The sequence below is a fragment of the Photorhabdus africana genome (assembly GCF_035181445.1).
Lineage (GTDB): Bacteria > Pseudomonadota > Gammaproteobacteria > Enterobacterales > Enterobacteriaceae > Photorhabdus > Photorhabdus laumondii.
In genome coordinates this window covers 79,772-105,357 of the sequence record NZ_JAXBVE010000017.1, presented here as the reverse complement: position 1 = coordinate 105,357, position 25,586 = coordinate 79,772, and the positions used below count along the sequence as shown (strand labels likewise).

Here is a 25,586-nt window from a genome sequence, read left to right as displayed (position 1 = left end):
GGCGATAATATCGGTGTAACTTTGCTGTGTACTGTCCATGCCGTGCCCGTCAATCCGCACTTCCCCCTGATTGACATCAAACCCTTTCAACCGGCCCCGCTCCATCAGGGCTTGTCCGGTGGTGAGCGTGGTGCGATGCGCGTTAATGAACCCGCAACCGTTACAGGTGATGCCCGAAGGATTGGCAATAATCACCTCGGCTTTATGCCCGGCCACTTCAATCCAGCCGTTGAGGTGACTGCGGTTATGGCTGTTGACCTCATTGAGGATAACGCTGGCATCCCCTTTGGCTAACCACGGATTGCCCGCCACCATGCCGCCGAGTTGCGTCTGGGTGGCCTGATGGCTGTTATTGAGGATCACCCCCTGTTTATCCACATCAAACTGGCGATAACGATTGTGGGAAACGCCGTCGGCGCCCGGCGTCTGGATATTAACCTGTGGTGTGCCGTTGGCGCTGCGAATGATCGTCGGTTGCTGGCGCCCCGGCGCCTGTCCATCGGCCACAATCGCCGCCTGTGCGGTGAGTGAAATCCCGCCAAGGGCGAACAACACCCCAAACCGTAGCGCAGTGAGTCGGCAACGACGCTGTGGGGAAGAGGGACGACGCGTGCGGCGTCCGGTTCGTCCCCGTCCGGCCCGCGCTATCTCGGCCACCACCATCCACATCTGACGGGCCTGATTAAAGATAATACGATATAACTGCGTGTTCATGACGTTTGCTCCACACAACACTACCCACGGGCAGCTTTGTTATTTGAATTAATACTGCCAATACAGGTTGAAGCCGGCCGTGACCGGGGAGGTTTGGAAACCGGCGGTTTCCGGTACAGACAGGTGAACCTCCGCGGGCGGCGGGGCTAATTGCGCTTCCAGGGCTTGCTGGCGGGCCTGTTGATGAATGAGTTGTTGATCTGCGATATCGGCGGCTTGACTGCCTGAGACTACGCTATAAAAAACCGTTAATACTAAAATACTGCTTTTCATTGACTTTCTATTCCACAATGTCGAAACAGCATTAACCACGAATTTAACTTAGCGATCAATATTTGTGGTTGATTATCAACCGGGCAACTAAAATAGGGAGTTGGTTAAGATAGCAGCAAAAACAAGAGGTTATATGACAAAGCAAAAAACAGGCCAATGTGATTATTTTGTAACGGTATTGTATAAAAAATAGATTAATATTAACCATTTAATAATCAACATTAATAATTTCAAATTAATTTTATTGTTTTATTTTAATAATGTGATTTACATCACATTTATGATGTTTGATTTCAGTATTAAATAACTTTAAAAGTGAATATTGTCGTAAATCTGTGATGGGATGCTACCTTTTATGATTAGGTTAGAGGGTTGCTTTTAGCTCAGTCGGCAGGACAGGCTATGTTATTGCGGTTGGAAGATAACCATTAGACTCCGTAATTAACTCACAGATTGGAAAAAATCATGAAGCCTAATGAGACAAAGATCTCTAGGGAGGATTTATCCATGCCAGTCTTGTTTTTACCTGCCGCTCGATCTGCCAGAAGATCAATTAACCTAAATCCTTTATAATTATATGGGATAAATAGCATGATTTGTTAGCGTCATTCTCCGTAATTGGAGAGCTAAACGTAGTGGCGATTGGGAAGATGATACTATATTTAGAGTTCGCAGAGCATGAACTAAATTAGAGCCGTAAATTTACTTTTCTCACCCTTATTCACCTTGGGAAAGGAGGGACCAATGAAAATATCAATGGGTTAATCAGGCAGTACTTTCCAAAGGGAACCAATTTTAATGAAATCTCTGAGCAGGAAATAGATTTTGTGGTAAACCGATTAAGTAATCGCTCCTGCAAAACTCGGGGTGGTAAAACACCCAATGAATTATTTAAAGGAATACAGATATATTTACTTCCAGAGTAACGATGTTGCACTTATTATGCGAATTTATCCTACACTATTAATAAGGTCATTCAGACTTAATCGTCTTAATAAAAACCTACTTTTTATTTTAAGAAAAATAACTTCCTCACCAAAGCGATTATATACCCTATGGATTTCAAGATGCATCGCGGCGGCAAGGGAGTAAATCCTCGGGAGCATAGCAAACTATGTGACCGGGGTGAGCGAGTGCAGCCAACAAAGAGGCAACTTGAAAGATGACGGGTATAAATTAACTTATAAATCACACTCAGTAATAATCAGTATAAATAATCCAGTTATTCTCTAACAGAACAATGGACTGAGAAATAATAATAATATGAGATACCGAATTATAGTTATACTCAAGAGGCAATTAACCAAATAGGAGAATGAAAATGTCCATATCCCTTGAGTATTTTCAATCTGCAAAATTTGACGGTAATTTATATCTTAAATGTCACGGTGAAATTAGTAACGATACAGAAATAAAATACACCGTAACCAATTCAAACACAAAAGAGATATATGAATGTTATAGTGAAGATAATCAACTCATCTGTTTGACTTCACTTAAACCCGCAAATTATACAATAGAAACTACCATTAAAAAAGATGGTAAAACAATTGCCGCGCTTACACCAGAAGATATAGAAATAAAAGAATCAGACTTTCTATTTGATATCGATAAAAAAATCGATGAGATAGATAAAAACAAAACTGATAATATCAACATTAACCATATACCACTGAAACAGATACCTTCCAAAGAAAACATTATCTCTTTAAAAGGAAACAATGATATCCCAAATAAGAATTTGAAATATAACCTTGAGATTATGTTTTCCCCTGATGGATTTAAAAAATTTAAAATAGAAAAAGATAATTTATTACCTGCTTTTAATTCATATCAACACTCAATAGAGATAAAACCTGTTTTTAATCAAGAAGATTTAGATAAGAAAACCTGGAAAACACCAGAATTCAGTAAATTAACTCATCTTTATAAGATAGATGCTGATATTAATCATGCTGATTTAGTCAAGTTAGCCAATGAACTGGAGAAACTGGATTACGTCGAATTTTGCTCTCTTACGCCGATTTTGAAAGAACTACCGCCACCGCCTTTACTTCTATCCAAAGAGGAAACGATAATTCCTGAATTTGATACTATTCATATCGTTACACCTGATTTTTCACATCTACAGGGATATTTAGACGAACACAGTGGTATGAATATTAGAAAGGCCTGGGATGAAGGTTATAAAGGCAAAGGCGTCACTGTACACCATCTTGATTTTGGCGTTTATAGAAACCATGAAGATTTAGTTGGTAATATTACGGTTATCAACAGCCGCCCAGAAACACAAGATTGTAATCACGGCACAGCAGCCACCGGCTGTATTGCTGCAAAAGATAATAAATTCGGTGTGACGGGTATTGCTCACGAATGTCAATTCCGTTTTTATGACGTCGATGATTTTGATAGAATAATATATAGCTTTTTACCAGGAGATATTATTAGTTTAAATATTCAAACTGTAGCCAATAATAGATATTATCCTTTTACCTATCTCAAATCTAATTGGCAAAGAATAAAAAGTTGTGCTGATGCAGGGGCAATAATTATTTTCGCTTCTGGTAATAGTGGTATTAATTTAGCCTATGACTTCACTTTCCCTAATTATGGCGATCCTGGCGGTATTATGATCGGTGCCTGTACATCAATTAATGGACACAGGTTAGGCTTTTCCAATCATAATCTTCACACCAGTTTAAATTCTTGGGGTGAGAATGTCACAACTACTGGGTATACAAACTTACAGTACCTACCAGGAAATAATAGAAATTATACACGCAGTTATAATGGAACATCCAGTGCTACACCTTTAGTCTCAGGTGCATTAGCGCTTATTCAGTCCTATGCCAAATTAAAGTATCATAAATATCTTAATTGCACTCAAATAGCAACACTGGTTAAAAGTAGTGGTTTTACAATAGGAGAATTACAAGGAATCGGCACACGACCAAATGTCGCAAATGCTTTCAAATTAGTTGATCGCCTGTTTTCTTAATTAAGGTAAATGATTTCAGATTAAAGTAGTGATGCTTTATCAGGGCCACCCGTTATTCTACGGGTGGCCTTATACCCGTCATCTTTCAAGTTGCCTCTTTGTTGGCCGCACTCCCTCACCCCGGTCACATAGTTATCTATGCTCCCGGGGATTCGCTCCCTTGCCGCCGCGGTGCATCTTGAAATCAATAGGGTATATATCAATTAAATAATTAATGCAGTTTCAATCGTGGACGGATAACACGGTTAATTCCGCCAACAAGCATCATCAAGCCAGTTTTAATATAACCATGTAAAGCCACCTGATGCATACGATATAAAGAGATATAGACAGCACGGGCTATACGCCCTTCGATCATCATTGAACCACGCATCAAATTGCCCATCAAGCTACCCACCGTACTGAATTTAGATAATGATACCAATGAACCATGATCTTTGTAGGTATACTCTTTTAACGGTTTATCATGCAACAAGGCAATAATATTATTGTAACAGCGGCTAGCCATTTGATGAGCCGCCTGTGCCCTTGGCGGAACAAAGCCACCTTCCTTCTTCGAGCATGATGCACAATCACCAATGGCAAAAATATGATCATCAAGTGTCGTTTGCAGAGTTGCCTTTACCACTAGCTGATTAATCCGGTTAGTTTCAAGACCGGCAATATCTTTCATAAAATCAGGTGCTTTAATACCGGCAGCCCATACCATGAGATCAGCTTTAATCAGCTCACCTTCTTTAGTATTCAACCCACGTTCATCAGCGCTGGTCACCATAGTTTTGGTTAATACATGAACGCCAAGTTTTGTGAGTTCCTGATGTGCCGCAGCAGAAATACGTGTCGGCAATGCAGGCAAAATTCGTTCCCCTGCTTCGACTAATGTCACGTTCAACGCTTCTGAATTCAGCCCTTCAAAACCATAACTGTTAAGCTGTTTTACCGCATTGTGCAATTCCGCTGATAACTCAACACCTGTCGCACCACCGCCAACGATAGCAATATTAACCTTATCTTGCTGACCACAGTTTGCAGAATATTTAAGAAATAGATTCAACATTTCATTGTGGAAACGGTGAGCCTGTTGTGGGTTATCCAGGAAGATACAGTGCTCTTTCACACCTTGTGTATTAAAATCATTAGATGTACTTCCCAAGGCCATAACTAAAATGTCATAGCTCAATTCACGTTCAGGAACCAATACTTCGTTATATTCATCCCTGATCTCAGTCAAAGTAATTTTTTTGCTATCACGGTGAATATCAGTCAACGTCCCTAATTGGAAACTGAAATAATGGTTACGGGCATGAGCCAGATAACTCAACGCATCAACCCCATCGTCAAGGGAGCCTGTTGCCACTTCATGTAATAACGGCTTCCATAAATGACTTTGGTTACGATCCACCAGCACAATTTCTGCTTTCTTTTTACGACCTAACTTATGCCCCAGACTGGTTGCCAGTTCCAAACCACCAGCACCTCCACCAATGATAACAATTCTCTTCTTTGGTGTTGTCATGACTACTCCACTAAAATGTAAACCAAATGTTATTTAAGGGCAGTAAAATAATACCTTTAAATAACATTTAGTTTTATACCCGTTATCCTTCAAGTTGCCTCTTTGTTGGCTGCGCTCGCTCACCCCGGTCACATAGTTTGCTATGCTCCCGGGGATTCACTCCCTTGCCGTCGCGATCCATCTTGAAATCCATTGGGTATATACAAATAACTGATGTGATAATTACAGAATATCATGACTGGTTAGTGGGTCATACCAAAATTGAACAACATCAAATTCTTTTGAATAAATAAACATCAATCACAAAATTTGTCAATTTATTTTCAGTTGGTTGGATTCAGCTCTTATTTGTTTCATCTTCTTATTTACATAGGAAATAAAATATGCCTCAAAAAAGAGGCCTTAAAAAACCGGATATCAAAGAAATTTCAGGAATGTGACCATGCTATGTATACAAAAAAGCGGGATATTTTCCCGCACAATTAACGCTAAAGGTCATCTATTTGGCAGTAACACAAACACTTTACAAATTACCGTGCGCAATCCTGCCATTGTTCATACAAAGCCGTTAGTGCTTTATTAGCCTGCTGCCAACGTTTTGAATTCTTTAACTCTTTCAGATTGTATTGACCACCTCGATGGTACAATTCTGATAATTTTTCCACTTTGGTCAACGGCAGATTATCAAGCACGCTAACCGCGCCATCACGGTTATTACATATCAAAATCATGTCACAACCTGCATTGAGTGCAGTCTGCCCGCGTTCAACGTAACTTCCCATCATCGCGGCTCCCTCCATAGAGAGATCATCGGAAAATATCACGCCATTAAAGCCCAATTGCTGACGCAACACTGATTTTAACCAGTATGACGATCCGCTGGCGGGATGCTTATCTACCTGAGGATAGATCACATGAGCCGGCATAATCGCATCCAACAAATTGCGCTGGATAAAATCACGAAAAATAGACATATCATGACGACAAATCATTTCCAGCGGGCGATCATCACAAGGAGTTTCTTTATGAGAATCAGCATTAACAGCCCCATGCCCCGGAAAATGTTTACCTGTCGATTTCATTCCGGCAGAATGCATGCCTTTGATAAAATGCTCTGCCATCATCTTGGCTTGTTCAGGGTCTTCATGGAATGAACGCTCACCAATAGCCGCACACTGGTGACCTAAATCCAAAACCGGCGCAAAGCTGATATCGATATCCATAGCAATCATTTCAGACGCCATCAACCAACCCGCCTCTTCCGCCAATTGAGTGCCATTGAAATTGTCACTCAATCCAGCAAAAGATTGAGCTGCCGGTAAACAAGTGAAATCTTCTCGAAAACGCTGAACTCTGCCGCCTTCTTGATCAACAGCAATCACAAGACGATGACGAGAAGCCTTACGAATCTGACGGACTAATTCTCGTAATTGCTCAACATCATAAAAATTGCGGGTAAACAGAATTAATCCGCCCACTAATGGATGTTGCAAAATTTCCTTTTCTTCATTATCCAATTCATAACCGACAACATCTAACATAACCGGACCCATAACATTCCTCGCTTATACCCGTTATCTTTCAAGTTGCCTCTTTGTTGGCTGCGCTCGTTCACCCCGGTCACATCGTTATCTATGCTCCCGGGGATTCTCTCCCTTGCCGTCGCGATGCATCTTGAAATCCATTGGGTATATATTCATATTACTGCAATCAATGCAGCTTAAAACGTTAAACCAAAAGAGAGACGCAACGGTTGTGCTAGTTCTAAAAAGTGTGGATCACCACTCTGTTCCCAGCGCACTTCAAACCACATTAAAATCATGTAATCGACCCAAGGTTGCCAATGTTTAATCTGACGTTCTAAAAGCTTTCGATTCAAATATCCTGATGGCTGGCTACAATAGTAATTCAAAAAATCCTGCTGCTGCGACTCATCCCAATGATTAGTGCGAAACAGTGTCGCTAGCGCAAACCCAATATCGGTATCAATTGCATATTCCCAATCAATGAGTTTCAGCCCCCGATAAGTATTAAGCAAATTACCGTAATGCACATCCATATGAGCAGGTGATAATTTTAGTATTGAAGGCATCGGAGACAACATAAAACGTTTATGTAGCCGCAACCAACAGGGAGTAAGACGCGCTTTATCAATTTGCAACCAATGGCTTTCTAGCTGATGCCTCAATTGAAGCCGGTAACCAAACAGAGGCTGATGGTGCAAAATAGCTAATAATGCCGCCAATTTTTGCAAAAAGTCAGGCTGAGAAAACTCATTTTGCCCAATAATATGACCGGGCAGCCATTCCAACAACAGCCAGTGAGGAACCATTGCTATGACTTGCGGAGCAATTTTTACCTGGCTGAGATGGCGCAGAATGGCGCTTTCACGCTGACGATTAACGCCAAGCTGTTTCCCCTGCTGCCCCTGCCTGCGGCCGACAATATGATATTCACCATTGGTGGCATAATAACTCTCATTCGTCAGCCCACTTAACGGTCTTATCCTCCAATCGTTTACTGCGGTATGCGGCCATTGTTTGCACAATGCCTGCAATAAACAATTATGATTATTTAACGTCACCGTGCCCTGACCAAAGAATCTCGCCCGTCTTTACCAGCATCAGTTGCATGACGATATCACGCTTATCACTGTTACCTGAAACTATGGAATAGAGAACATAATCCGCATTCAAATAACGCGCCAGACCAATCGCTTTACTACGCAATCCCAAACTATCTTCTTCAGATAAGCCCAGAGATTGACGGGCATTTTGCACCTGATTTTGTGGTACTAATTCAAAAACATGCTCGCTACTGACCGCTTGACGCAAAACATCAGTTGCTTGTGTGGTTTGTAATGCACCGTTAGTATTGTTTTTCACTGTATCAACTAATAGTAACTTCCCGTTTTCCAACCCATGAGCCTTAACGAGTTGCTCTACTAATGGTTGCACTGTACTTTCCCAGTCAATCGCGCTCATTTTAGGAGGCTCTGGTACCTTTTCAGATGGTGGTGTCGGTTTTTCCGATGGGGTCACTGGTACAACCGGAGTCGGAGGTTCAGGCTGCTCTGGTGGCAAGGATGGACATCCCGCCAAAAACATAACCGATAGTGCTACAAAAAGAATTCTTCTCATCAACCTATTCCAATTACAGAGTCTTAAAAAAACAGATAAGTTTTTGCTGTGACACCAGCAACATATTATCGGTTCAACTCCAATGATAAATTTGCAGCATTTATACCCGTTATCTTTCAAGTTGCCTCTTTGTTGGCTGCACTCACTCACCCCGGTCACATCGTTATCTATGCTCCCAGGGATTCGCTCCCTTGCCGTCGCGATCCATCTTGAAATCCATAGGGTATATTACAAAATCGAGATATTCGGAGCCAGTTTAGAATAAACATCCCCCCAAATATCTGCCTATGTCTATGAATTTCAGTACTTCACATTGACTTCATCAACAATGGTCCTAAATGACGACCACCAACCAAATGCATATGAATATGATAAACCTCCTGCCTCGCATGGCGATTACAGTTCACAATCAAACGATATCCATCTTCAGCAATGCCTTCTTGTTCAGCAATTTTTGCTGCAACCGTCATCATTCGACCTAATGCTGCTTCATGCTCCGGTTTAACATCGTTCACTGTTGGGATCAGAACATTGGGAATAATCAAAATATGAGTCGGGGCCTGTGGAGAAATATCGCGGAATGCAGTGACTAGATCATCCTGATAAACAATATCAGAAGGTATTTCACGGCGAATAATTTTACTGAAAATAGTTTCTTCTGCCATTACATTTTCCTTATATTCAAAAAATAACAGATATATGAGCGCCTACAAGCCAAAGATTCAAGTTGATAAATCAAATTTTGTCTACATCAACATGAAATAAATTGCAAAAATTCTGTGTGGTCACTTCTGCCAATGCCTCAATACTCACTCCCTTAAGTACAGCCATATATTCCGCAACATCACGCACATAGGCAGGCTGGTTCTCTTTACCACGATGAGGCACAGGTGCAAGATAAGGAGAATCGGTTTCAATCAGAATACGATCCAATGGTACATATCTTGCCGCTTCACGAATCTGCTCCGCATTACGGAAAGTAACAATACCAGAGAATGAAATATAGAAGCCTAAATCCAGTAATTCTCTCGCTGTATCTTTATCTTCGGTAAAACAGTGCAAAACACCACCACATTCTCGCGCCTGTTCTTCACGTAATACCCTCAAAGTATCATCACGGGCACTACGGGTATGAACGATAACAGGCTTGTTGAGTTTGCGCCCGATACGGATATGTTCACGAAATGAGGTTCGCTGTAATTCAGCATTATCCTGTTGATAATAGTAATCCAGCCCAGTTTCACCTAGTGCAACAACTTCATTCCCGGCCGCTAAACGCGCCAACTCATCAAAATTATAACCTTCATCCAAGTTAAGCGGATGAATACCACAGGAAAATACGATATTTTCCCGTTCACCAATGAGGGTTTTCATTTGCTGGAAACCAGGTAGCGTCGTCGCTACTGCCAGCATAAATTTAACCTCCCGATCTGCCGCTTTCGCAACAACATCATCTACATTTTTATGTAGGTTTTCATAATCGAGACAATCGAGATGACAATGCGAATCAACTAACAACATATTTAAACTCGTATACAAAAAGATTTCAGGGTTATGAAATAAACTGTTTTTCCCAATTGAGCAACTGTTCTGCCAGTAACAATTCCCAATTTACGCCCATGACTGAAAGCAACTGATGACGACAAGACATCCAGTCATCAACGCCTTGCAGTAAAACAGCCAGAGTATGCATGGAACTCAATTGATAAATCAGCGTTTGTTGATCCTGATTGATACAATAACGCTGTAACTGCTGTTGCCACTTCACCGCATCAAATAACAAACTGATAAGCCAATGAAGGCGTTGCGGCGCATTTTCATGATTCAGTTGGGGTAAAAGTGACAAAGCATCACGTTTATCCAAAGCCTGTTTAACAGCCTGGCAAAACTGTTCTCGTATCTGCCATTGCTCTGGTTGCAACAATTGTTCTGCTGCTACAGGTGCTCCCTGAGACAGTTTCAACGCTGTCATTGCATCGACCGAAGAAATTAAAGGCAACTGTTTTTGCAACCAGTAAAGGCTACTTTCCGCCTCAGGTACCGGCAGAAAATAGCAAAAACAGCGGCTGCGTAAAGTAGCCAAAAGACTCGACGGCTGCCGACATTCCAGAAGAAAATAGGTATGTTGCGGCGGCTCTTCCAACGTTTTCAATAATGCATTGGCGGCAGCATCTGTCAGACATTCGGTCAAAGGTAACCAGACAATTTTTACCCCACCTTGCTGAGAACGGCTATAGAGCTTTTCCGTAATTTGCCGTACCGCTTCCACACCAACACTGGTTTTACCCTTCTCCGGTGACATAATATGCCAATCAGGATGAGTTTCTGCCATCATCAAGTGACAACTATGGCACTTCCCACAACTTTTCATCCCCTGTCTATTCCGACACATTAACCATCGGCTTAATCCATAGATCAACACATCGGCCCCAGTACCAGCATTAGCATGAACCAATAAAGCATGATGGCCTCGTCCTTGCTGATGAGATTCCACCAACTGACGATAGGCCTGATTAAGCCAAGGATACCAATTCATTAGCCATTTTCCTGCTGCTTTAGCCATTGCCCAAGTACCTGATAAATATCTGCTTGTACTTGCTCTATTGGTTGAGCTGCATCGACGGTCACAATACTCTTATCCTGTGCGGCAAACTCCAAGTAACGGCTGCGCGTACGATCAAAAAAATCTATCGACTCTTTTTCAATTCGGTCTAACTCTCCACGTTCACGGGCACGCAGTAAACCAATTTGAGGAGGAAGATCGAGATAAATAGTCAGGTCAGGACGAAAATCACCCAGCACAGTATCACGTAGCGAAGTCATCAAGTTTTTATCAATACCACGTCCTCCCCCTTGATATGCCTGGGAAGAGAGGTCATGACGATCACCCACAACCCATGTACCGCGGGCCAAAGCAGGTTTAATCACATTTTCGACTAATTGAACTCTGGCTGCATATAACATTAACACCTCTGCTTTATCCGTCAGAGGTTCACCTTCAACACCTTGTTTGATTAACCCACGTAATTTTTCTGCCAGAGGTGTTCCACCCGGTTCACGGGTAAAAATTAAATTCTGAATACCGTGCTGCTGCAATATTTCAACGACTGTTTTCATCGCTGACGTTTTTCCCGCACCTTCCAGCCCTTCAATAACAATAAATTTGCTGTTCATTTGTCCTGTTTTAACCTCTGACGGTAAATATTTACCGCCTTGTTATGCGCAGCCAGATTGGTTGTAAAAGTATGACCACCTTTGCCATTCGCCACAAAATAGAGCAATTCGGTTTTTGCCGGGTGTGCAGCCGCTTTTATAGAAGCAAGGCCAGGCATTGCAATCGGTGTAGGTGGCAGACCATTAATCATATAAGTATTGTAGGGCGTTAATGTTGTTAAATCTTTACGAAAAATAGTGCCTGTATATTTTTCACCTAAACCATAAATCACTGTCGGATCAGTTTGAAGTCGCATATTCAACCGTAAACGATTAATAAATACAGAAGCAATTTTTGTCCGCTCAGCCTCAACACCGGTCTCTTTTTCAATAATCGACGCCATAATCAACATTTCATAAGCATTCTTATAGGGCAGATTTTTGTCGCGACCTTCCCATTCCTCTTCCAGCGTCATTTTCATCTGTCGATATGCTCGTTTCAGCAATGCTACATCGCTTGTGCCTGCCGTATAGTGATAGGTATCAGGATAAAGCCACCCTTCCAGAGTATCTGTATCTTTAATATCGAGTATTTCAGCCAATTCCTGAGCATCTTTATTATCCAATTCATGTTTAAGATATTCAGATTGCTGTAGTATTTTCCACCAGTCAGATAAACGGCTACCTTCAACAAAACGGACCGTAAATTGCGCTTCTTTACCACTAGAGAATAGTTGCAACATTTCCCGTAAAGTCATTTCTCGTGTTAATGGGTAAGTTCCCGCCTTGAACTCGGCAAGTTTTGGCTCCAACCTTAATAACCAAGGGAAAATATGACTATCTTCAATCAGGTTATCCCGAACCAGTAACGCTTCCAAACCATGACGACCAATACCTGCTGGCAGGGTAAATATTCGATCCTGTTTAATTGTTAGTGTTTGATCTGCAAATTTTTCAACTTTTTCATAGCCAGCATAGAGTAATATTGCTGCCGTAATGACAATCAAAGACAATAGGGCAAAAAGGCGTTTTTTCCATTTCATCAATTAATCTAATCACTTAAACACATTGTTCACTTAAACACAGTTCACTTTAATACATCGTGAATTACAACTTCAAACATTCAGGAAGCAAATACTCATACAGTTCCCTTGACTGATATTTCCATCTGGGCTGATTTTCATGAACTTGAATTTCTCTGACAGGTATCATTGGCATTAAAGAATTACAGACCATCACCTCATCTGCATCAGCCAATGTTTCGGGATAACAGCTTATACAAGAAAAGTGATAATCGCTTTCCGATAATAACGCGATTATTCTTTCCCGCATCACACCTTCGATACCACAGCCTCGTAAGTCAGGAGTATACACATCTTTTCCTTTACGCCAGAAAATGTTTGCAGTACAGCATTCAACCAGCAAGCCATCAGTATCAAGTACCAGAGCTTCATCAGTATTTGATTTTTCGATAAATGTTTTAATCAATATCTGTTCTAATCGATTAAGGTGTTTAATTCCGGCAAGATAGGGATTTATTCCCATCGGTACCGGACTGAGCACCATAGATAAACCTTTCTGACGCTGTTTCAAATATTTATCGGGATAAGGACTCAGAGACAATATCTGATTAGATTGCGTAAACCCCTGAGCACTATAGCCACGCCCTCCGGTTCCACGGGAAATAATAACTTTAAGTACACCTTGTTCAGTCGTGGAGACAATCTGTCTTATATGGCTTTCAAGCTGTTGCCAATCAGGTTGTGGAAGATATAACCTTTCAACGCCCTTTTGTAATCTTTGGATATGTAGCGACAGCAAAGCGGCCTGCCCCTGTTCTATTTTTACTGTTGTGAAGCAACCATCACCGAATTGAACTGAACGATCATTGGCAGGTAAATAGTCGCACCGCTCCCCATTAATCCAATACATATAATTTTGTTCTTAATTACTCAAAAAAGGCATTTCAATGCAATTTATCAACAAACAATATCATAGTATATCGCTGATACGAGTGCAAAAATGTCCATGATTCTTGCCACAAAAAAGCTCCAATAATTATTAACTATTGGAGCTCTCTATACTATCGCCTTAAAGTAGGAATTCAACCGTATTTTTCTGTAATATCAAGCTCTACCTGTTAATCAGGTTTAATCTTACGGAAAATCAGTGAGCCGTTAGTGCCACCGAAACCGAAAGAATTACACAATGCATATTCCATCCCTTCTACCTTACGGGACTCATTTGGCACGAAATCCAGACGGCAGTTCTCATCCTGGTTTTCCAGGTTGATAGTCGGCGGAACAACTTGATCACGTAATGCCAGGATAGTGAAAATAGATTCAACCGCCCCCGCAGCACCCAACAAATGACCCGTCATTGATTTGGTGGAACTCACTAAAACATCAGTACCTTCACCAAATACTGACTCCACTGCATGGGCTTCCGCTAAGTCCCCAGCAAATGTTGAAGTACCGTGAGCATTAATATATCCCACTTGCTTAGTAGTGATACCGGCATCTTTCAGAGCATTTTCCATCGCCAACGCAGCACCTGCACCATTTTCTGGTGGTGACGTCATATGATAAGCATCGCTGCTCATGCCAAAGCCAACGATTTCTGCGTAAATTTTCGCACCACGTCTCTTCGCATGCTCATACTCTTCCAGTACCAAGATACCTGCGCCATCCCCCAGAACAAAGCCATCGCGCTCTTTATCCCACGGACGACTTGCACCTTGTGGATTATCGTTACGGGTAGATAAAGCTCGGGCAGCACCAAAACCACCAACCCCCAGAGGAGTACTGGCTTTTTCTGCACCACCGGCCAGCATAATGTCAGCATCATTATAAGCAATAATACGGGCTGCATGACCAATATTATGTACACCTGACGTACATGCTGTGGCGATAGAAATACTTGGGCCACGCAAACCGTAAATAATACTCAGATGACCTGCTACCATGTTTACGATCGTAGAAGGTACGAAGAATGGGCTGATCTTACGAGGACCACTCGCCACCAACGCCCCGTGATTTTCTTCAATCAGACCCAAACCACCAATACCAGAACCAATAGCAGCACCAAAACGACTAGCATTGGCTTCTGTTACTTCAATTCCAGAATCTTCAATGGCTTGCACACCAGCTGCAATACCATATTGAATGAAATCATCCATTTTTCGTGCATCCTTGCGCGAAATATTGAAATCTTCATGATTAAAATCTTTAACCAGACCAGCAAACTTAGTTGCATGGTGACTGGTGTCAAAATGGTCAATAAGGCTGATACCACTCTGTCCGGCACAAACAGCTTTCCAAGAAGATTCAGCTGTATTACCGACAGGAGATAACATGCCTAGTCCGGTCACAACTACTCGACGCTTAGACACGCTTATCCTCCAGGGAGGGAAATTATTTAGGGCAGAAACATAGGCGGTCGAATGACCGCCTAGGTGTGTTCACTTATTCGCTTTGGTTCTGGACGTAATCAATAGCTGCCTGAACTGTAGTGATCTTTTCTGCTTCTTCATCTGGAATTTCGATATCGAACTCTTCTTCCAGAGCCATTACCAGCTCAACTGTGTCAAGAGAATCAGCGCCCAAGTCATCTACAAAAGAAGCTGAATTAATAACTTCTTCCTCTTTAACACCAAGTTGTTCAACGATGATTTTTTTAACGCGTTCTTCAATAGTGCTCATGCTATTAAATTTCCTATCAAAATTCGCTTTCGCGATGGTTTTCGTAGTTTATAAAATACAGGAAAAGATGCAACCCAATCCCGGCTGGTCGAACCACAAATCTTGCTCTATTTTGCGTTATTTGACACAAAAAATGCAACTGGTTCGCTCATTTTTTAGTTCATATACATGCCGCCATTGACATGTAATGTTTCGCCTGTGATGTAAGCCGCTTCATCAGAAGCAAAGAAAGCCACAGCACTAGCAATTTCTTTCACATCCCCAAGCCGCTTAGCGGGGATATCATTCGAAAAGTTCGCCAACTGCTCCTCTGGCAACGCTTTTAGCATATCAGTTTCAATAAGCCCTGGCGCAACAACGTTAACAGTAATACCACGGGAAATCACTTCGCGAGCCAATGTTTTACTGAAACCAACAAGCCCCGCTTTCGCCGCTGCATAGCTTGCCTGCCCAACGTTCCCCATCGATCCAACAACAGAACCAATAGAGATGATACGACCATAACGTTTTTTTATCATGAAGCGCATTGCCGCTTTTGTCATACGGAAAACGGATGAAAGATTAGTGTCAATAACATGCTGCCACTCATCATCCTTTATGCGCATCACCAGGTTATCACCGGTGATACCTGCATTATTCACTAAAATGTCAAGCCCGCCACACTCTGTTCGGATGGTAGACATAAGCTGTTCAATCGATTCCGGATCAGTGACATTCAGTACAAAACCTTTACCTTTTTCACCGAGGTAAGCACTGATGACTTCAGCGCCTTTATCGCTTGTTGCTGTACCAATGATATAGGCTCCACGCTCTGCTAATAGCTCAGCAGTTGCACGGCCTATCCCACGGCTAGCACCTGTTACTAATGCAATCTTTCCATCTAATCTCATATTGCCCTCAATTATTTTCCAATGCAGTTATTAGTGAAGCTGTGTCATTAACTGCTGCTGCGCTTACGGTATTGACAATTCGTTTAGTTAAACCTGTCAAAACTCTACCTGGCCCTATTTCTAATAGCTGCCCAACACCCTGCCCAGTGATAAATTCGACTGTTTCTCTCCAACGGACAGGGTTATAGAGTTGTCGTACCAGTGCATGACGGATAGCTTCAGCAGACTGTTCTATTTTCACATCAACATTATTTACCACCGGGAACTGAGGATGGCTAAATTCAATTCCTTCCAAAACAGCTGCCAGCCTATCTGCGGCAGGTTTCATCAGTGCACAATGCGACGGTACACTGACTGCCAAAGGCAACGCGCGTTTCGCACCTGCGGCTTTACATGCATCACCAGCACGCTCTACCGCCTCTTTCTCACCCGCAATAACAACCTGACCAGGTGAGTTAAAGTTAACAGGAGAAACAATTTGCCCCTGAGCAACTTCTTTACAGGCACGATCAATGGATTCATTATCTAAACCAATAATGACATACATTGCACCAGTGCCTTCAGGTACAGCTTCTTGCATCAATTTGCCACGCAGTTCAACAAGTCTAATTGCTTGTTTGAAATCAATGACACCGGCACAAACCAGTGCGGAATATTCACCAAGGCTATGTCCAGCCATCAGTGATGGTGCTTTTCCACCTTTTTCCTGCCAAGCCCGCCAAATAGCAACCGATGCGGCCAACAACGCGGGTTGAGTTTGCCATGTTTTGTTCAGTTCTTCTTCTGGCCCCTGTTGAACCAGAGCCCAGAGATCATATCCCAGCACATCAGACGCTTCAGCGAAAGTTTGCTCGACAACCGGGAACGCTGTAGCCAAATCGGCCAACATACCAAGGTCTTGAGAACCCTGACCAGGAAATACCATTGCAAATTCAGACATAGACATGTTCATCTTCCTGTCAAATTAAAAACGTATCAGTGCTGAACCCCAAGTAAGGCCACCACCAAAAGCCTCAATTAAGATTAACTGACCACGCTTAATCCGGCCATCGCGTACTGCTTCATCAAATGCTGTGGGTACCGATGCCGCAGAAGTATTACCGTAACGATCCAGCGTTACTACTACTTTATCCATTGTCATATTTAATTTTTTAGCTGTCGCCGCGATAATACGCAAATTAGCCTGATGAGGTACCAGCCAATCCAACTCACTATATGGTAAGTTATTTGCTTCTAAAGTCTCATCAACTATGTTAGCCAATTCACGGACTGCAATCTTAAATACTTCATTACCGATCATACTAGCATACGCGGGTTCTTTTAGATTCTGACGCTCCTGATAAGGCAATACCAGCAATTCACCATAGCTACCGTTTGCATGAAGGTGAGTTGAAAGAATTCCTGGCTCATTAGAAGCCCCTACCACCATAGCACCCGCACCATCGCCAAACAGGACAAGTGTTCCGCGATCTTCTGGATCAAGTGTTCTGGTAATAGAATCAGAACCAATAACCAATGCATGTTTTGCTACACCGGTTTTAATAAACTTATCAGCAATACTCAGTGCATAAACAAAACCAGAACAAGCAGCAGAAATATCAAAAGCTGCTGAATTTTGGGTACCCAACATGTGCTGAATTTGGCACGCCGAACTGGGGAAAGCATGGGTGGATGAAGCTGTTGCAACAATGATTAAATCAATCTGCTCTTTATCAATGCCCGACATTTCAATTGCTTTCTTTGCAGCCCGGAACCCCATAACCGCAACAGTTTCATCATCAGTAGCAATACGACGTTCGCGGACACCTGTACGGGTAACAATCCACTCATCAGAAGTATCCACCATTTCTTCTAAATCAGCATTAGTACGCACTTGCGCAGGCAGATAACTACCTGTACCTAAAATTTTTGTATACATGTATGTTCAGTCACTCTTGGGTAATGCTGTTTCCAGGCGTGCAGCAATTCTATCAGGAACCTGCCTTTCAACGGCCTGAACAGCCTGTTCGATTGCGGCTTTAAACGCATGCTCATTAGCCGCCCCATGGCTTTTGATTACAATTCCATATAATCCTAACAGACATGCGCCATTATACTGGTCAGGGTTCAGGTGACCGAAGCGTTTTGTCATCCGTTTTTGTAGCCACTTCTTGACTATTTTCAACAACCAGGAAAACTTTTTCTTTTGTCCATCCGATGATTTAAGCAGGGATAAGATAACTCTGATCGCCCCTTCCATCGTTTTTAACGTCACGTTACCTGCGAAGCCGTCACATACCAATACATCACTCTTACCTGTCAGTAATTCGTCACCTTCCAGATAACCAATGTAATTTATCGTCGGAATGTTCTTTAAAATAGTGGCGGCTTCGCGGATATTATCCAGCCCTTTACTCTCTTCCGTACCAATGTTAAGCAATGCTACCGCAGGATTAACCACCCCCACGACTTCCTCGGCCATCACTGAACCCATAATGGCGAATTGTACCAACATGCGGCTATCGCAATTAACATTGGCACCTAAATCCAATACGACAGTTTGCCGCTGTTTCAGGTTTGGCAACACGGTCATCAAAGCAGGTCTTTCAATGCCTTCTATTGATTTTAGCATCACTTTAGATAACCCCATCAATACTCCGGTATTTCCTGCGCTGATACACGCCTGCGCTTCACCTGATTTCACTAAATCCAGGGCAATACGCATTGACGTTCCTCGGCTATTACGAATCGCTTGCGACGGTTTCGCATCATTAGCCACAATCCGTTCAGCAGGAACCAATTGTAAACGACTGAGCAACTCAGTATCACTATTTACAAGTATCGGAGAAATGATATCGGGGATTCCGACCAGCAATAATTTAAGTCTAGGGTTAGACGCCAGTGCCTGCAATGCAGCAGGCACCGTAACGCGAGGACCAAAGTCCCCGCTCATGGCATCTAACGCTAAAGTCAGATTAGTCAAGGTATTAACTTGCTAATGACTGGCGGAGATTATTTGTTGATGACTTTGCGGCCACGGTAGTAGCCATCAGCAGTCACATGATGACGCAGGTGAGTTTCACCAGAAGTTTTATCTACAGATAGTAATGGTGCAGTCAGTGCATCATGAGAACGACGCATACCACGTTTAGAACGAGTTGGTTTATTCTGTTGTACGGCCATTGACCTTACTCCTTAAGTACTTTTCTTTAAGCTGGCTAATACGGCAAATGGGTTTGGTTTTTCAGCCTCTAGAGGTAATTCACCAAACACCATGTCCGCTTCGGACACTTCACAGTGTTCAGAATCATGTACCGGAACCACCGGCAGAGAAAGAATTATTTCATCTTCAATCATTGCCAGCAAATCTATTTCGCCAAATTCGTTAACGTCAATTGGCTCATACTCTTCCGGTAATGCTTCAGCCTGTTCATCATTGACGACCGGGCTAAAACAATATGTTATGTGAACGTGATGGCTGAAATTACCGCCACAACGCTGACATTCAAGCGTAACATCCACCTCGGAATGCCCACGCACAACCGCCAGACGTTGGTTATCTATCTGAAACGATAAAACGCTGTCTACATCATTGTCCACGCTAACCACAGATTCCGCGATACGCAAAACTTGCTCAGGTGAATAACTACCTGCGTAGTCTAATCGTTTCTGAGCTGCGCGAAGCGCATCAATGGTCAGGGGTAATTTTACCTTTTGCATAAGGCGCGCATATTATCTTTGTAATGAGATATAGTCAAAGAAAAAGGCCACACATCTGCACCTTTCCGCCAAATATTCGCTTATTAAGCTGTACCTAGTTTAAAATGCCTGCAATTATTTCGCCATGTCTTTTGGAAAAATTATGACACAAATCATTTTAGCTTCCACATCAGCTTACCGCCGCATGTTACTGGAAAAACTTCGTTTGCCCTTTATATGTGCAGCTCCTAATACTGATGAAACACCTCGAATGAATGAAAATGCAGAACAGCTCGTTATGCGTTTGGCACAAGCCAAGGCACAGGCATTACAAACAAAATATTCTCAGCATTTGATTATTGGTTCTGATCAAGTTTGTGTTATTAATGGCGAAATCACTGGCAAGCCCCACAGTTTCGAAAATGCATTTAAACAATTACGACAAGCCAGTGGTCATTGCGTCACCTTTTATACCGGCATTTCTCTCTTTAACAGCAAAACAGGAATAACCGATACCCGTTGTGAATTATTCAATGTCTATTTTAGAGAGCTGGCTGATGATGAAATCTGGGCTTATTTAACTGCGGAAAACCCGCTTAATTGTGCCGGAAGCTTTAAAAGCGAAGGGTTAGGAATCACTTTATTTGAACGACTTGAAGGGAAAGATCCGAATACGCTGATAGGTTTACCATTAATTACATTGACTGAATTATTAATCCGCCAGGGGGTAAACCCACTGACGGCGATAGGTTAATTACTGTGATTCTGACGTAGCGTGTTTATACAATAGCGCAATTGCTCATCCATCGGTGCTTCAAGACGTAATGTCTCCCCCGTCGAGGGATGAGTAAATTTTATCGCACTGGCATGCAAGAATAGTCGGTTAAGACCCGTATCTGACAGTTGCGAATCAAAAACTTTATCCCCATAGCGATCATCAAAAGCGATCGGATTCCCAGCATATTGAGTATGAACACGGATTTGATGAGTCCGACCCGTTACCGGACTGGCTTTCACTAACGTTGCATTGGCAAAACGCTCTTCTACTTTAAAACGCGTTTCAGAAGGCTTACCACCTTCACTGTTTACTTTAACAATCCGCTCACCACTTTGCAGGATATTTTTCAGCAATGGAGCCTGAACAACCTTACAATGTGATTGCCATTGTCCTCGTACTAAAGCCAGATAATCTTTCTGCATCTGTTTAAGGCGTAATTGCTCGTGCAAGGCCCGTAAAGCTGAGCGTTTTTTAGCAATTAACAAAACGCCAGAGGTATCACGATCTAAACGATGCACTAATTCGAGGAATTTTGCTTCTGGACGCAAAACCCGTAATCCTTCAATAACACCAAAACTTAAACCACTACCGCCATGAACGGCTGTACCAGAAGGTTTATTGAGCACCAGAATATGGTCATCTTCATATAAGATACAATCGTTTAATGCAGCGACTTTATCCAGTTTAGCTGAAACTGGCGCTTCTTGCCGTTCTGCAACCCGAACCGGCGGAATTCTGACAACATCTCCCGCAGACAATTTATACTCAGGTTTTACCCTGCCTTTATTTACCCGGACTTCCCCCTTACGCACAATCCGGTAAATCATACTCTTAGGAACACCCTTCAAACGCGCTAATAAAAAATTATCAACTCGCTGTCCAGCTTCATCGTCATCAATAGTGACAAATTGTACAACTTGATTATTCGTTTTCATGATAGCAATTTTAATTATCACTCAAGCAGAGTGCTACTCATTTTTAAATATGTGTAAAAATCACGCACGCTTTGCGGTTGTTACCTTCCCTACTTTAAGATAAAGATTAAATATTAACTATTTCTTCCTATTTCATCAGAAAAACCGCTTAAAGGCATAAAGTCACCTTGCTATCACCCCAACAGCAATGGAATAATGAGTAGCCACCATCAGTTTTTTAATCCTGAATGGCGAAGTTAAACGTTTGTTCTTCATTTGATTGCACAAAAACGCAGCAATGGCGTAAGACGTACTGGGAAATCAAATAATTAGCGGGCTACGGGTAGCAGATTACTGGAATCGGATCAAATCAGCTTCATTTATATTTGCAGATTATTCCTAGAAAAGGGTACTGTTTTCTAAGTGAAAATTCAGACCTACCGAAAATATGCGTCTCTATACAAACGACAACCGGGAGGTTGGCGGATTTGTAAAAGACACGAGACCATCGGTTACCAGTCGCTCATCTATATTTGCCCGTAGCTCTATAACTAATGTAAAAAATAATGAGTAAGTTACAATGAAAAGAATGCTAATCAACGCAACTCAGCAAGAAGAGTTGCGTGTTGCTCTGGTTGACGGGCAACGTCTTTATGATTTGGATATCGAAAGCCCAGGACACGAGCAAAAAAAAGCAAATATCTACAAAGGTAAAATCACCCGAATTGAACCTAGTCTGGAAGCTGCTTTTGTTGACTACGGCGCTGAACGGCATGGTTTCCTTCCTATTAAAGAAATCGCCCGCGAATATTTTCCCAATAACTACCATCCTCACGGTCGCCCTAATATCAAAGATGTTTTAAGGGAAGGCCAGGAAGTTATCGTTCAAGTCGATAAAGAAGAACGTGGTAATAAAGGGGCCGCCTTAACCACTTTTATCAGTCTGGCGGGCAGTTATCTGGTACTTATGCCTAATAACCCTCGCGCGGGCGGTATTTCCCGCCGTATCGAAGGAGATGACCGCACAGAGCTGAAAGAAGCTTTAGCATCGTTAGAAGTGCCAGAAGGAATGGGACTGATCGTCCGCACTGCGGGTGTCGGTAAGTCCGCAGAAGCCCTACAGTGGGATTTATCATTCCGCCTTAAACACTGGGAAGCGATCAAAAAAGCCGCCGAAAATCGCTCTGCTCCCTTCTTAATCCATCAAGAAAGCAATGTTATCGTCCGTGCTTTCCGCGACTATTTGCGCCCAGACATCGGTGAAATCCTAATCGACAATCCCAAGGTTCTCGATCTGGCACGGCAACATATCACCGCACTTGGCCGCCCGGATTTCACCAGTAAAATTAAGCTGTATAGTGGTGAGGTTCCCCTGTTCAGCCATTATCAGATTGAATCACAGATTGAATCTGCATTTCAGCGTGAAGTTCGCCTGCCATCAGGCGGCTCCGTGGTTATCGATACCACAGAAGCATTAACTGCGATCGATATTAACTCTTCCCGTGCAACACGCGGAGGAGATATCGAAGAGACGGCTTTTAATACCAACCTTGAAGCAGCGGATGAAATTGCCCGTCAATTACGCCTGCGTGACCTTGGTGGTTTGATTGTTATCGATTTTATCGATATGACACCAGTACGTCATCAACGTGAAGTGGAAAACCGCCTACGTGATGCTGTTCGTCAGGATCGTGCTCGTATCCAAATTGGCCGTATTTCCCGCTTTGGTCTATTGGAAATGTCCCGTCAGCGCCTGAGCCCATCACTCGGTGAATCCAGCCACCACGTTTGCCCACGCTGTAGCGGCACAGGGACTATTCGTGACAATGAATCCCTGTCTCTATCCATTTTGCGTCTGATTGAAGAAGAGGCACTGAAAGAGAACACGCATCAAGTCCATGCTATTGTTCCAGTACAAATCGCCTCATATCTACTGAACGAAAAGCGCCAGGCAGTCAGTGCAATTGAGCGCCGTCAGGGAGATGTTGGCGTAGTGATCGTGCCTAACGATCAAATGCAGACGCCTCACTTCTCTGTTCTACGTGTGCGTAAGGGTGAGGAAATTTCTGCACTGAGCTATCTGCTTCCTCAATTTCATGAAGCAGGAGCGATAAATCCTCAAGAAGATGTTCAACCTGAACGTAAGCGTCCTGAGCAGCCCGCTATTTCTGCTTTTGCTTTGCCAGCCGATACTCCAGCACAGCAACCATCACATAAAGCAAAAGAGAAAAAGCCAAACCACACTGCTCAGACTATAACGGAACAACCGGGTCTCTTAAGCCGCTTCTTGACTGCTTTGAAAAAAATGTTCAGTACAGAAGCAGAAGAAGAAAAACCGACACAGAAAAAAGAGAACAAATTATCCGGTCATGATAACCGTCGCTCCTCTGAACGACGCAATCAACGCCGCCAAAATTCACGTAAAGATCGTGATGATAATAATCTGCGTGATGAACAACGTAATAACCGTGATCGTGACGAACAACGGAAAAATCGTAATACTCAACAGAAAAATGGCACTCAAGATAACAACGTGACGATAGACACTGCTGCTCATGAAACCCAACAGCAGCAACGTCGCGAACAACGTGCAGAACGTCAACGCCGTCGTCAGGAAGAAAAACGCCAGCAGCAACTTGAACCCCAGAAGCCAGAAGTCGTTGAAAATGAGGTTGAAGAACGTCTACCGGTTATACCACGTCGCCAACGTCGTCAGCTTGAACAAAAAATTCGCATCATAGATGAAGTGAAAGAAGTGACAACTGTCGCCTCGCTGCCCGTATCTGTTGTTACCGAAGAGCAATTACCAGTACCTGTTGAAATACCGCTAGAAACAGCTCAGCCGCAACAATTGACTGAAAATAAAGAGCAACAAGATAATGTTATGCCACGCCGCTCTCGTCGCTCACCTCGTCATTTGCGCGTTAGTGGTCAGCGCCGCCGCCGTTACCGCGATGAGAGAAATCTACTTCAATCACCGGCACCATTATCTATGGCTGTTGCATCACCAGAAATGGCTTCCGGTAAAGTTTGGGTTCGCTATCCGGTGGTTCCGATTTCCATAGAAATACCTGAGGAAATTTCTATGATCGAACAGCAAGAACAGCAAAATGAGGTATTACCAGCAATAGCAGCAGAAACAGTACCCGCAATCATCGTTGTTGCAGAATCTGAACACACCATCATTGAATCTCCTAAGGTAGCAGAGACGCCAGCAGCTCACCAGAATGGAATCAAATCTGCAATAGGCATTACAGAACAAAATGACATTGTTCTACAGCAAACTGAATCAAGGTCAGCTATTGAACTGGTTGCAATAACACCGATTATTCCTGAATTTGAGCAGCAATCTGAAGCAGAAGAAGACATTGTTGTTTCTGAACACACTGTTATTTCTAAAGAAATTGCAGCAGTGATGATTATTGAAGAGAGTAAAGAGGAAATGGTTAAACAACCTGTTGCTATTATAGCCAAAGTTCATCATTCTTATGCGCCGATGACCAAAGCGCCAGCCCCTGAGATGATTGAAAAACCTATTGTTATCAGCGAATGGCAACGGCCTTTTTCTCATTTTGAAGGGAAAGGGGGAGCTGGGGGCCATTCAGCCACTAATGCAGCTACTTCACCAATGGCTAAACCGCAATTCTTTGAATAAACAACATTATTTAATATTAGCAGAATGGCTCTTTTTAGGGAGCCATTTTTTTTGCTACTAACCCCACAAAAATACTCACCGTTAATTTTATTCTATCCACATAAGGGTTAGTTTAAACAGTCATTACCGTGACCCTGTTCAATTAATTATCATTCGATTTCTTATTTAACCAGGAG

General features: G+C 42.7%; 24 protein-coding genes and 1 pseudogene. 4 read left to right on the top strand and 21 right to left on the bottom strand.

Annotation, left to right across the window (positions count from 1 at the left end; genetic code table 11):
• A partial coding sequence (locus tag SLS51_RS11905; protein ID WP_323838555.1) for a two-partner secretion domain-containing protein occupies nucleotides 1–714 on the bottom strand: 714 nt, incomplete at its 3' end.
• Between the two features lie 48 nt (nucleotides 715–762).
• Nucleotides 763–987, bottom strand: a complete 225-nt coding sequence (locus SLS51_RS11900) for a hemolysin secretion/activation protein (protein WP_439126857.1) — start codon at nucleotides 985–987, stop codon at nucleotides 763–765.
• A 700-nt stretch (nucleotides 988–1,687) separates the two neighbouring features.
• Here SLS51_RS11900 and SLS51_RS11895 point away from each other — a divergent pair.
• Nucleotides 1,688–1,913, top strand: a pseudogene (locus SLS51_RS11895) (transposase); the annotation flags it as partial.
• A gap of 395 nt (nucleotides 1,914–2,308) precedes the next feature.
• Nucleotides 2,309–3,985, top strand: a complete 1,677-nt coding sequence (locus SLS51_RS11890; RefSeq protein WP_323838553.1) for a S8 family peptidase — start codon at nucleotides 2,309–2,311, stop codon at nucleotides 3,983–3,985.
• Between the two features lie 211 nt (nucleotides 3,986–4,196).
• Here SLS51_RS11890 and SLS51_RS11885 read toward each other — a convergent pair whose 3' ends face one another.
• From SLS51_RS11885 to yceD, 18 genes are all read right to left on the bottom strand, one after another.
• Complete coding sequence (locus SLS51_RS11885) at nucleotides 4,197–5,501, bottom strand: NAD(P)/FAD-dependent oxidoreductase (protein ID WP_323838552.1); 1,305 nt, start codon at nucleotides 5,499–5,501, stop codon at nucleotides 4,197–4,199.
• Between the two features lie 530 nt (nucleotides 5,502–6,031).
• A complete protein-coding gene (gene nagZ, locus SLS51_RS11880) occupies nucleotides 6,032–7,054 on the bottom strand; it encodes a beta-N-acetylhexosaminidase (RefSeq protein WP_323838550.1) in 1,023 nt (340 codons plus the stop codon).
• Between the two features lie 167 nt (nucleotides 7,055–7,221).
• Nucleotides 7,222–8,085: a thiamine kinase gene (gene thiK / locus SLS51_RS11875; protein ID WP_323838549.1), complete on the bottom strand. Its 864-nt coding sequence runs from the start codon at nucleotides 8,083–8,085 to the stop codon at nucleotides 7,222–7,224.
• A complete protein-coding gene (gene lpoB, locus SLS51_RS11870) occupies nucleotides 8,072–8,641 on the bottom strand; it encodes a penicillin-binding protein activator LpoB (protein ID WP_323838548.1) in 570 nt (189 codons plus the stop codon). The genes thiK and lpoB overlap by 14 nt, the downstream gene beginning before the upstream one ends.
• 308 nt (nucleotides 8,642–8,949) lie before the next feature.
• Nucleotides 8,950–9,306, bottom strand: coding sequence for a purine nucleoside phosphoramidase (hinT, locus tag SLS51_RS11865; RefSeq protein ID WP_323838547.1), 357 nt, complete (start codon nucleotides 9,304–9,306; stop codon nucleotides 8,950–8,952).
• Nucleotides 9,307–9,376: 70 nt separating this feature from the next.
• Nucleotides 9,377–10,162 carry a metal-dependent hydrolase gene (locus SLS51_RS11860; RefSeq protein WP_323838545.1) on the bottom strand — a complete coding sequence of 262 codons (786 nt, stop codon included), beginning with the start codon at nucleotides 10,160–10,162 and terminating at the stop codon, nucleotides 9,377–9,379.
• 31 nt (nucleotides 10,163–10,193) lie between these two features.
• Complete coding sequence (gene holB / locus SLS51_RS11855; RefSeq protein ID WP_323838567.1) at nucleotides 10,194–11,177, bottom strand: DNA polymerase III subunit delta'; 984 nt, start codon at nucleotides 11,175–11,177, stop codon at nucleotides 10,194–10,196.
• A complete protein-coding gene (gene tmk, locus SLS51_RS11850) occupies nucleotides 11,177–11,815 on the bottom strand; it encodes a dTMP kinase (protein ID WP_323838543.1) in 639 nt (212 codons plus the stop codon). The genes holB and tmk overlap by 1 nt, the downstream gene beginning before the upstream one ends.
• The gene (gene mltG / locus SLS51_RS11845; protein ID WP_323838542.1) at nucleotides 11,812–12,837 is read right to left on the bottom strand and encodes an endolytic transglycosylase MltG; all 1,026 of its coding nucleotides are present in this window, start codon (nucleotides 12,835–12,837) and stop codon (nucleotides 11,812–11,814) included. The genes tmk and mltG overlap by 4 nt, the downstream gene beginning before the upstream one ends.
• Before the next feature lie 64 nt (nucleotides 12,838–12,901).
• The gene (pabC, locus tag SLS51_RS11840) at nucleotides 12,902–13,726 is read right to left on the bottom strand and encodes an aminodeoxychorismate lyase (RefSeq protein ID WP_323838540.1); all 825 of its coding nucleotides are present in this window, start codon (nucleotides 13,724–13,726) and stop codon (nucleotides 12,902–12,904) included.
• 208 nt (nucleotides 13,727–13,934) lie between these two features.
• Nucleotides 13,935–15,185, bottom strand: a complete 1,251-nt coding sequence (gene fabF / locus SLS51_RS11835) for a beta-ketoacyl-ACP synthase II (RefSeq protein ID WP_323838538.1) — start codon at nucleotides 15,183–15,185, stop codon at nucleotides 13,935–13,937.
• A gap of 73 nt (nucleotides 15,186–15,258) precedes the next feature.
• A complete protein-coding gene (acpP, locus tag SLS51_RS11830) occupies nucleotides 15,259–15,495 on the bottom strand; it encodes an acyl carrier protein (RefSeq protein ID WP_112894165.1) in 237 nt (78 codons plus the stop codon).
• A gap of 155 nt (nucleotides 15,496–15,650) precedes the next feature.
• Nucleotides 15,651–16,385, bottom strand: coding sequence for a 3-oxoacyl-ACP reductase FabG (fabG, locus tag SLS51_RS11825; RefSeq protein WP_323838534.1), 735 nt, complete (start codon nucleotides 16,383–16,385; stop codon nucleotides 15,651–15,653).
• A 7-nt stretch (nucleotides 16,386–16,392) separates the two neighbouring features.
• Nucleotides 16,393–17,325, bottom strand: a complete 933-nt coding sequence (gene fabD, locus SLS51_RS11820; protein WP_323838565.1) for an ACP S-malonyltransferase — start codon at nucleotides 17,323–17,325, stop codon at nucleotides 16,393–16,395.
• A gap of 24 nt (nucleotides 17,326–17,349) precedes the next feature.
• Entirely contained in the window at nucleotides 17,350–18,303 is a 954-nt protein-coding gene (locus SLS51_RS11815; protein WP_323838532.1) for a beta-ketoacyl-ACP synthase III, read from the bottom strand.
• A gap of 6 nt (nucleotides 18,304–18,309) precedes the next feature.
• On the bottom strand, nucleotides 18,310–19,347 hold the full coding sequence (gene plsX / locus SLS51_RS11810; RefSeq protein ID WP_323838530.1) for a phosphate acyltransferase PlsX: 1,038 nt from the start codon (nucleotides 19,345–19,347) through the stop codon (nucleotides 18,310–18,312).
• 29 nt (nucleotides 19,348–19,376) lie between these two features.
• Nucleotides 19,377–19,547, bottom strand: a complete 171-nt coding sequence (rpmF, locus tag SLS51_RS11805; protein WP_011147057.1) for a 50S ribosomal protein L32 — start codon at nucleotides 19,545–19,547, stop codon at nucleotides 19,377–19,379.
• Nucleotides 19,548–19,559: 12 nt separating this feature from the next.
• On the bottom strand, nucleotides 19,560–20,084 hold the full coding sequence (gene yceD, locus SLS51_RS11800) for a 23S rRNA accumulation protein YceD (RefSeq protein WP_323838522.1): 525 nt from the start codon (nucleotides 20,082–20,084) through the stop codon (nucleotides 19,560–19,562).
• Between the two features lie 142 nt (nucleotides 20,085–20,226).
• On the opposite strand from yceD, the gene SLS51_RS11795 reads away from it, so the two are divergent.
• Nucleotides 20,227–20,817, top strand: a complete 591-nt coding sequence (locus SLS51_RS11795) for a Maf family protein (protein WP_323838520.1) — start codon at nucleotides 20,227–20,229, stop codon at nucleotides 20,815–20,817.
• Here SLS51_RS11795 and rluC read toward each other — a convergent pair.
• Entirely contained in the window at nucleotides 20,814–21,776 is a 963-nt protein-coding gene (gene rluC / locus SLS51_RS11790; protein WP_323838518.1) for a 23S rRNA pseudouridine(955/2504/2580) synthase RluC, read from the bottom strand. The two genes, SLS51_RS11795 and rluC, sit on opposite strands and share 4 nt — an antisense overlap.
• A gap of 559 nt (nucleotides 21,777–22,335) precedes the next feature.
• Here rluC and rne point away from each other — a divergent pair.
• A complete protein-coding gene (rne, locus tag SLS51_RS11785) occupies nucleotides 22,336–25,410 on the top strand; it encodes a ribonuclease E (RefSeq protein ID WP_323838516.1) in 3,075 nt (1,024 codons plus the stop codon).
• The last annotated feature ends 176 nt before the right edge of the window (nucleotides 25,411–25,586 follow it).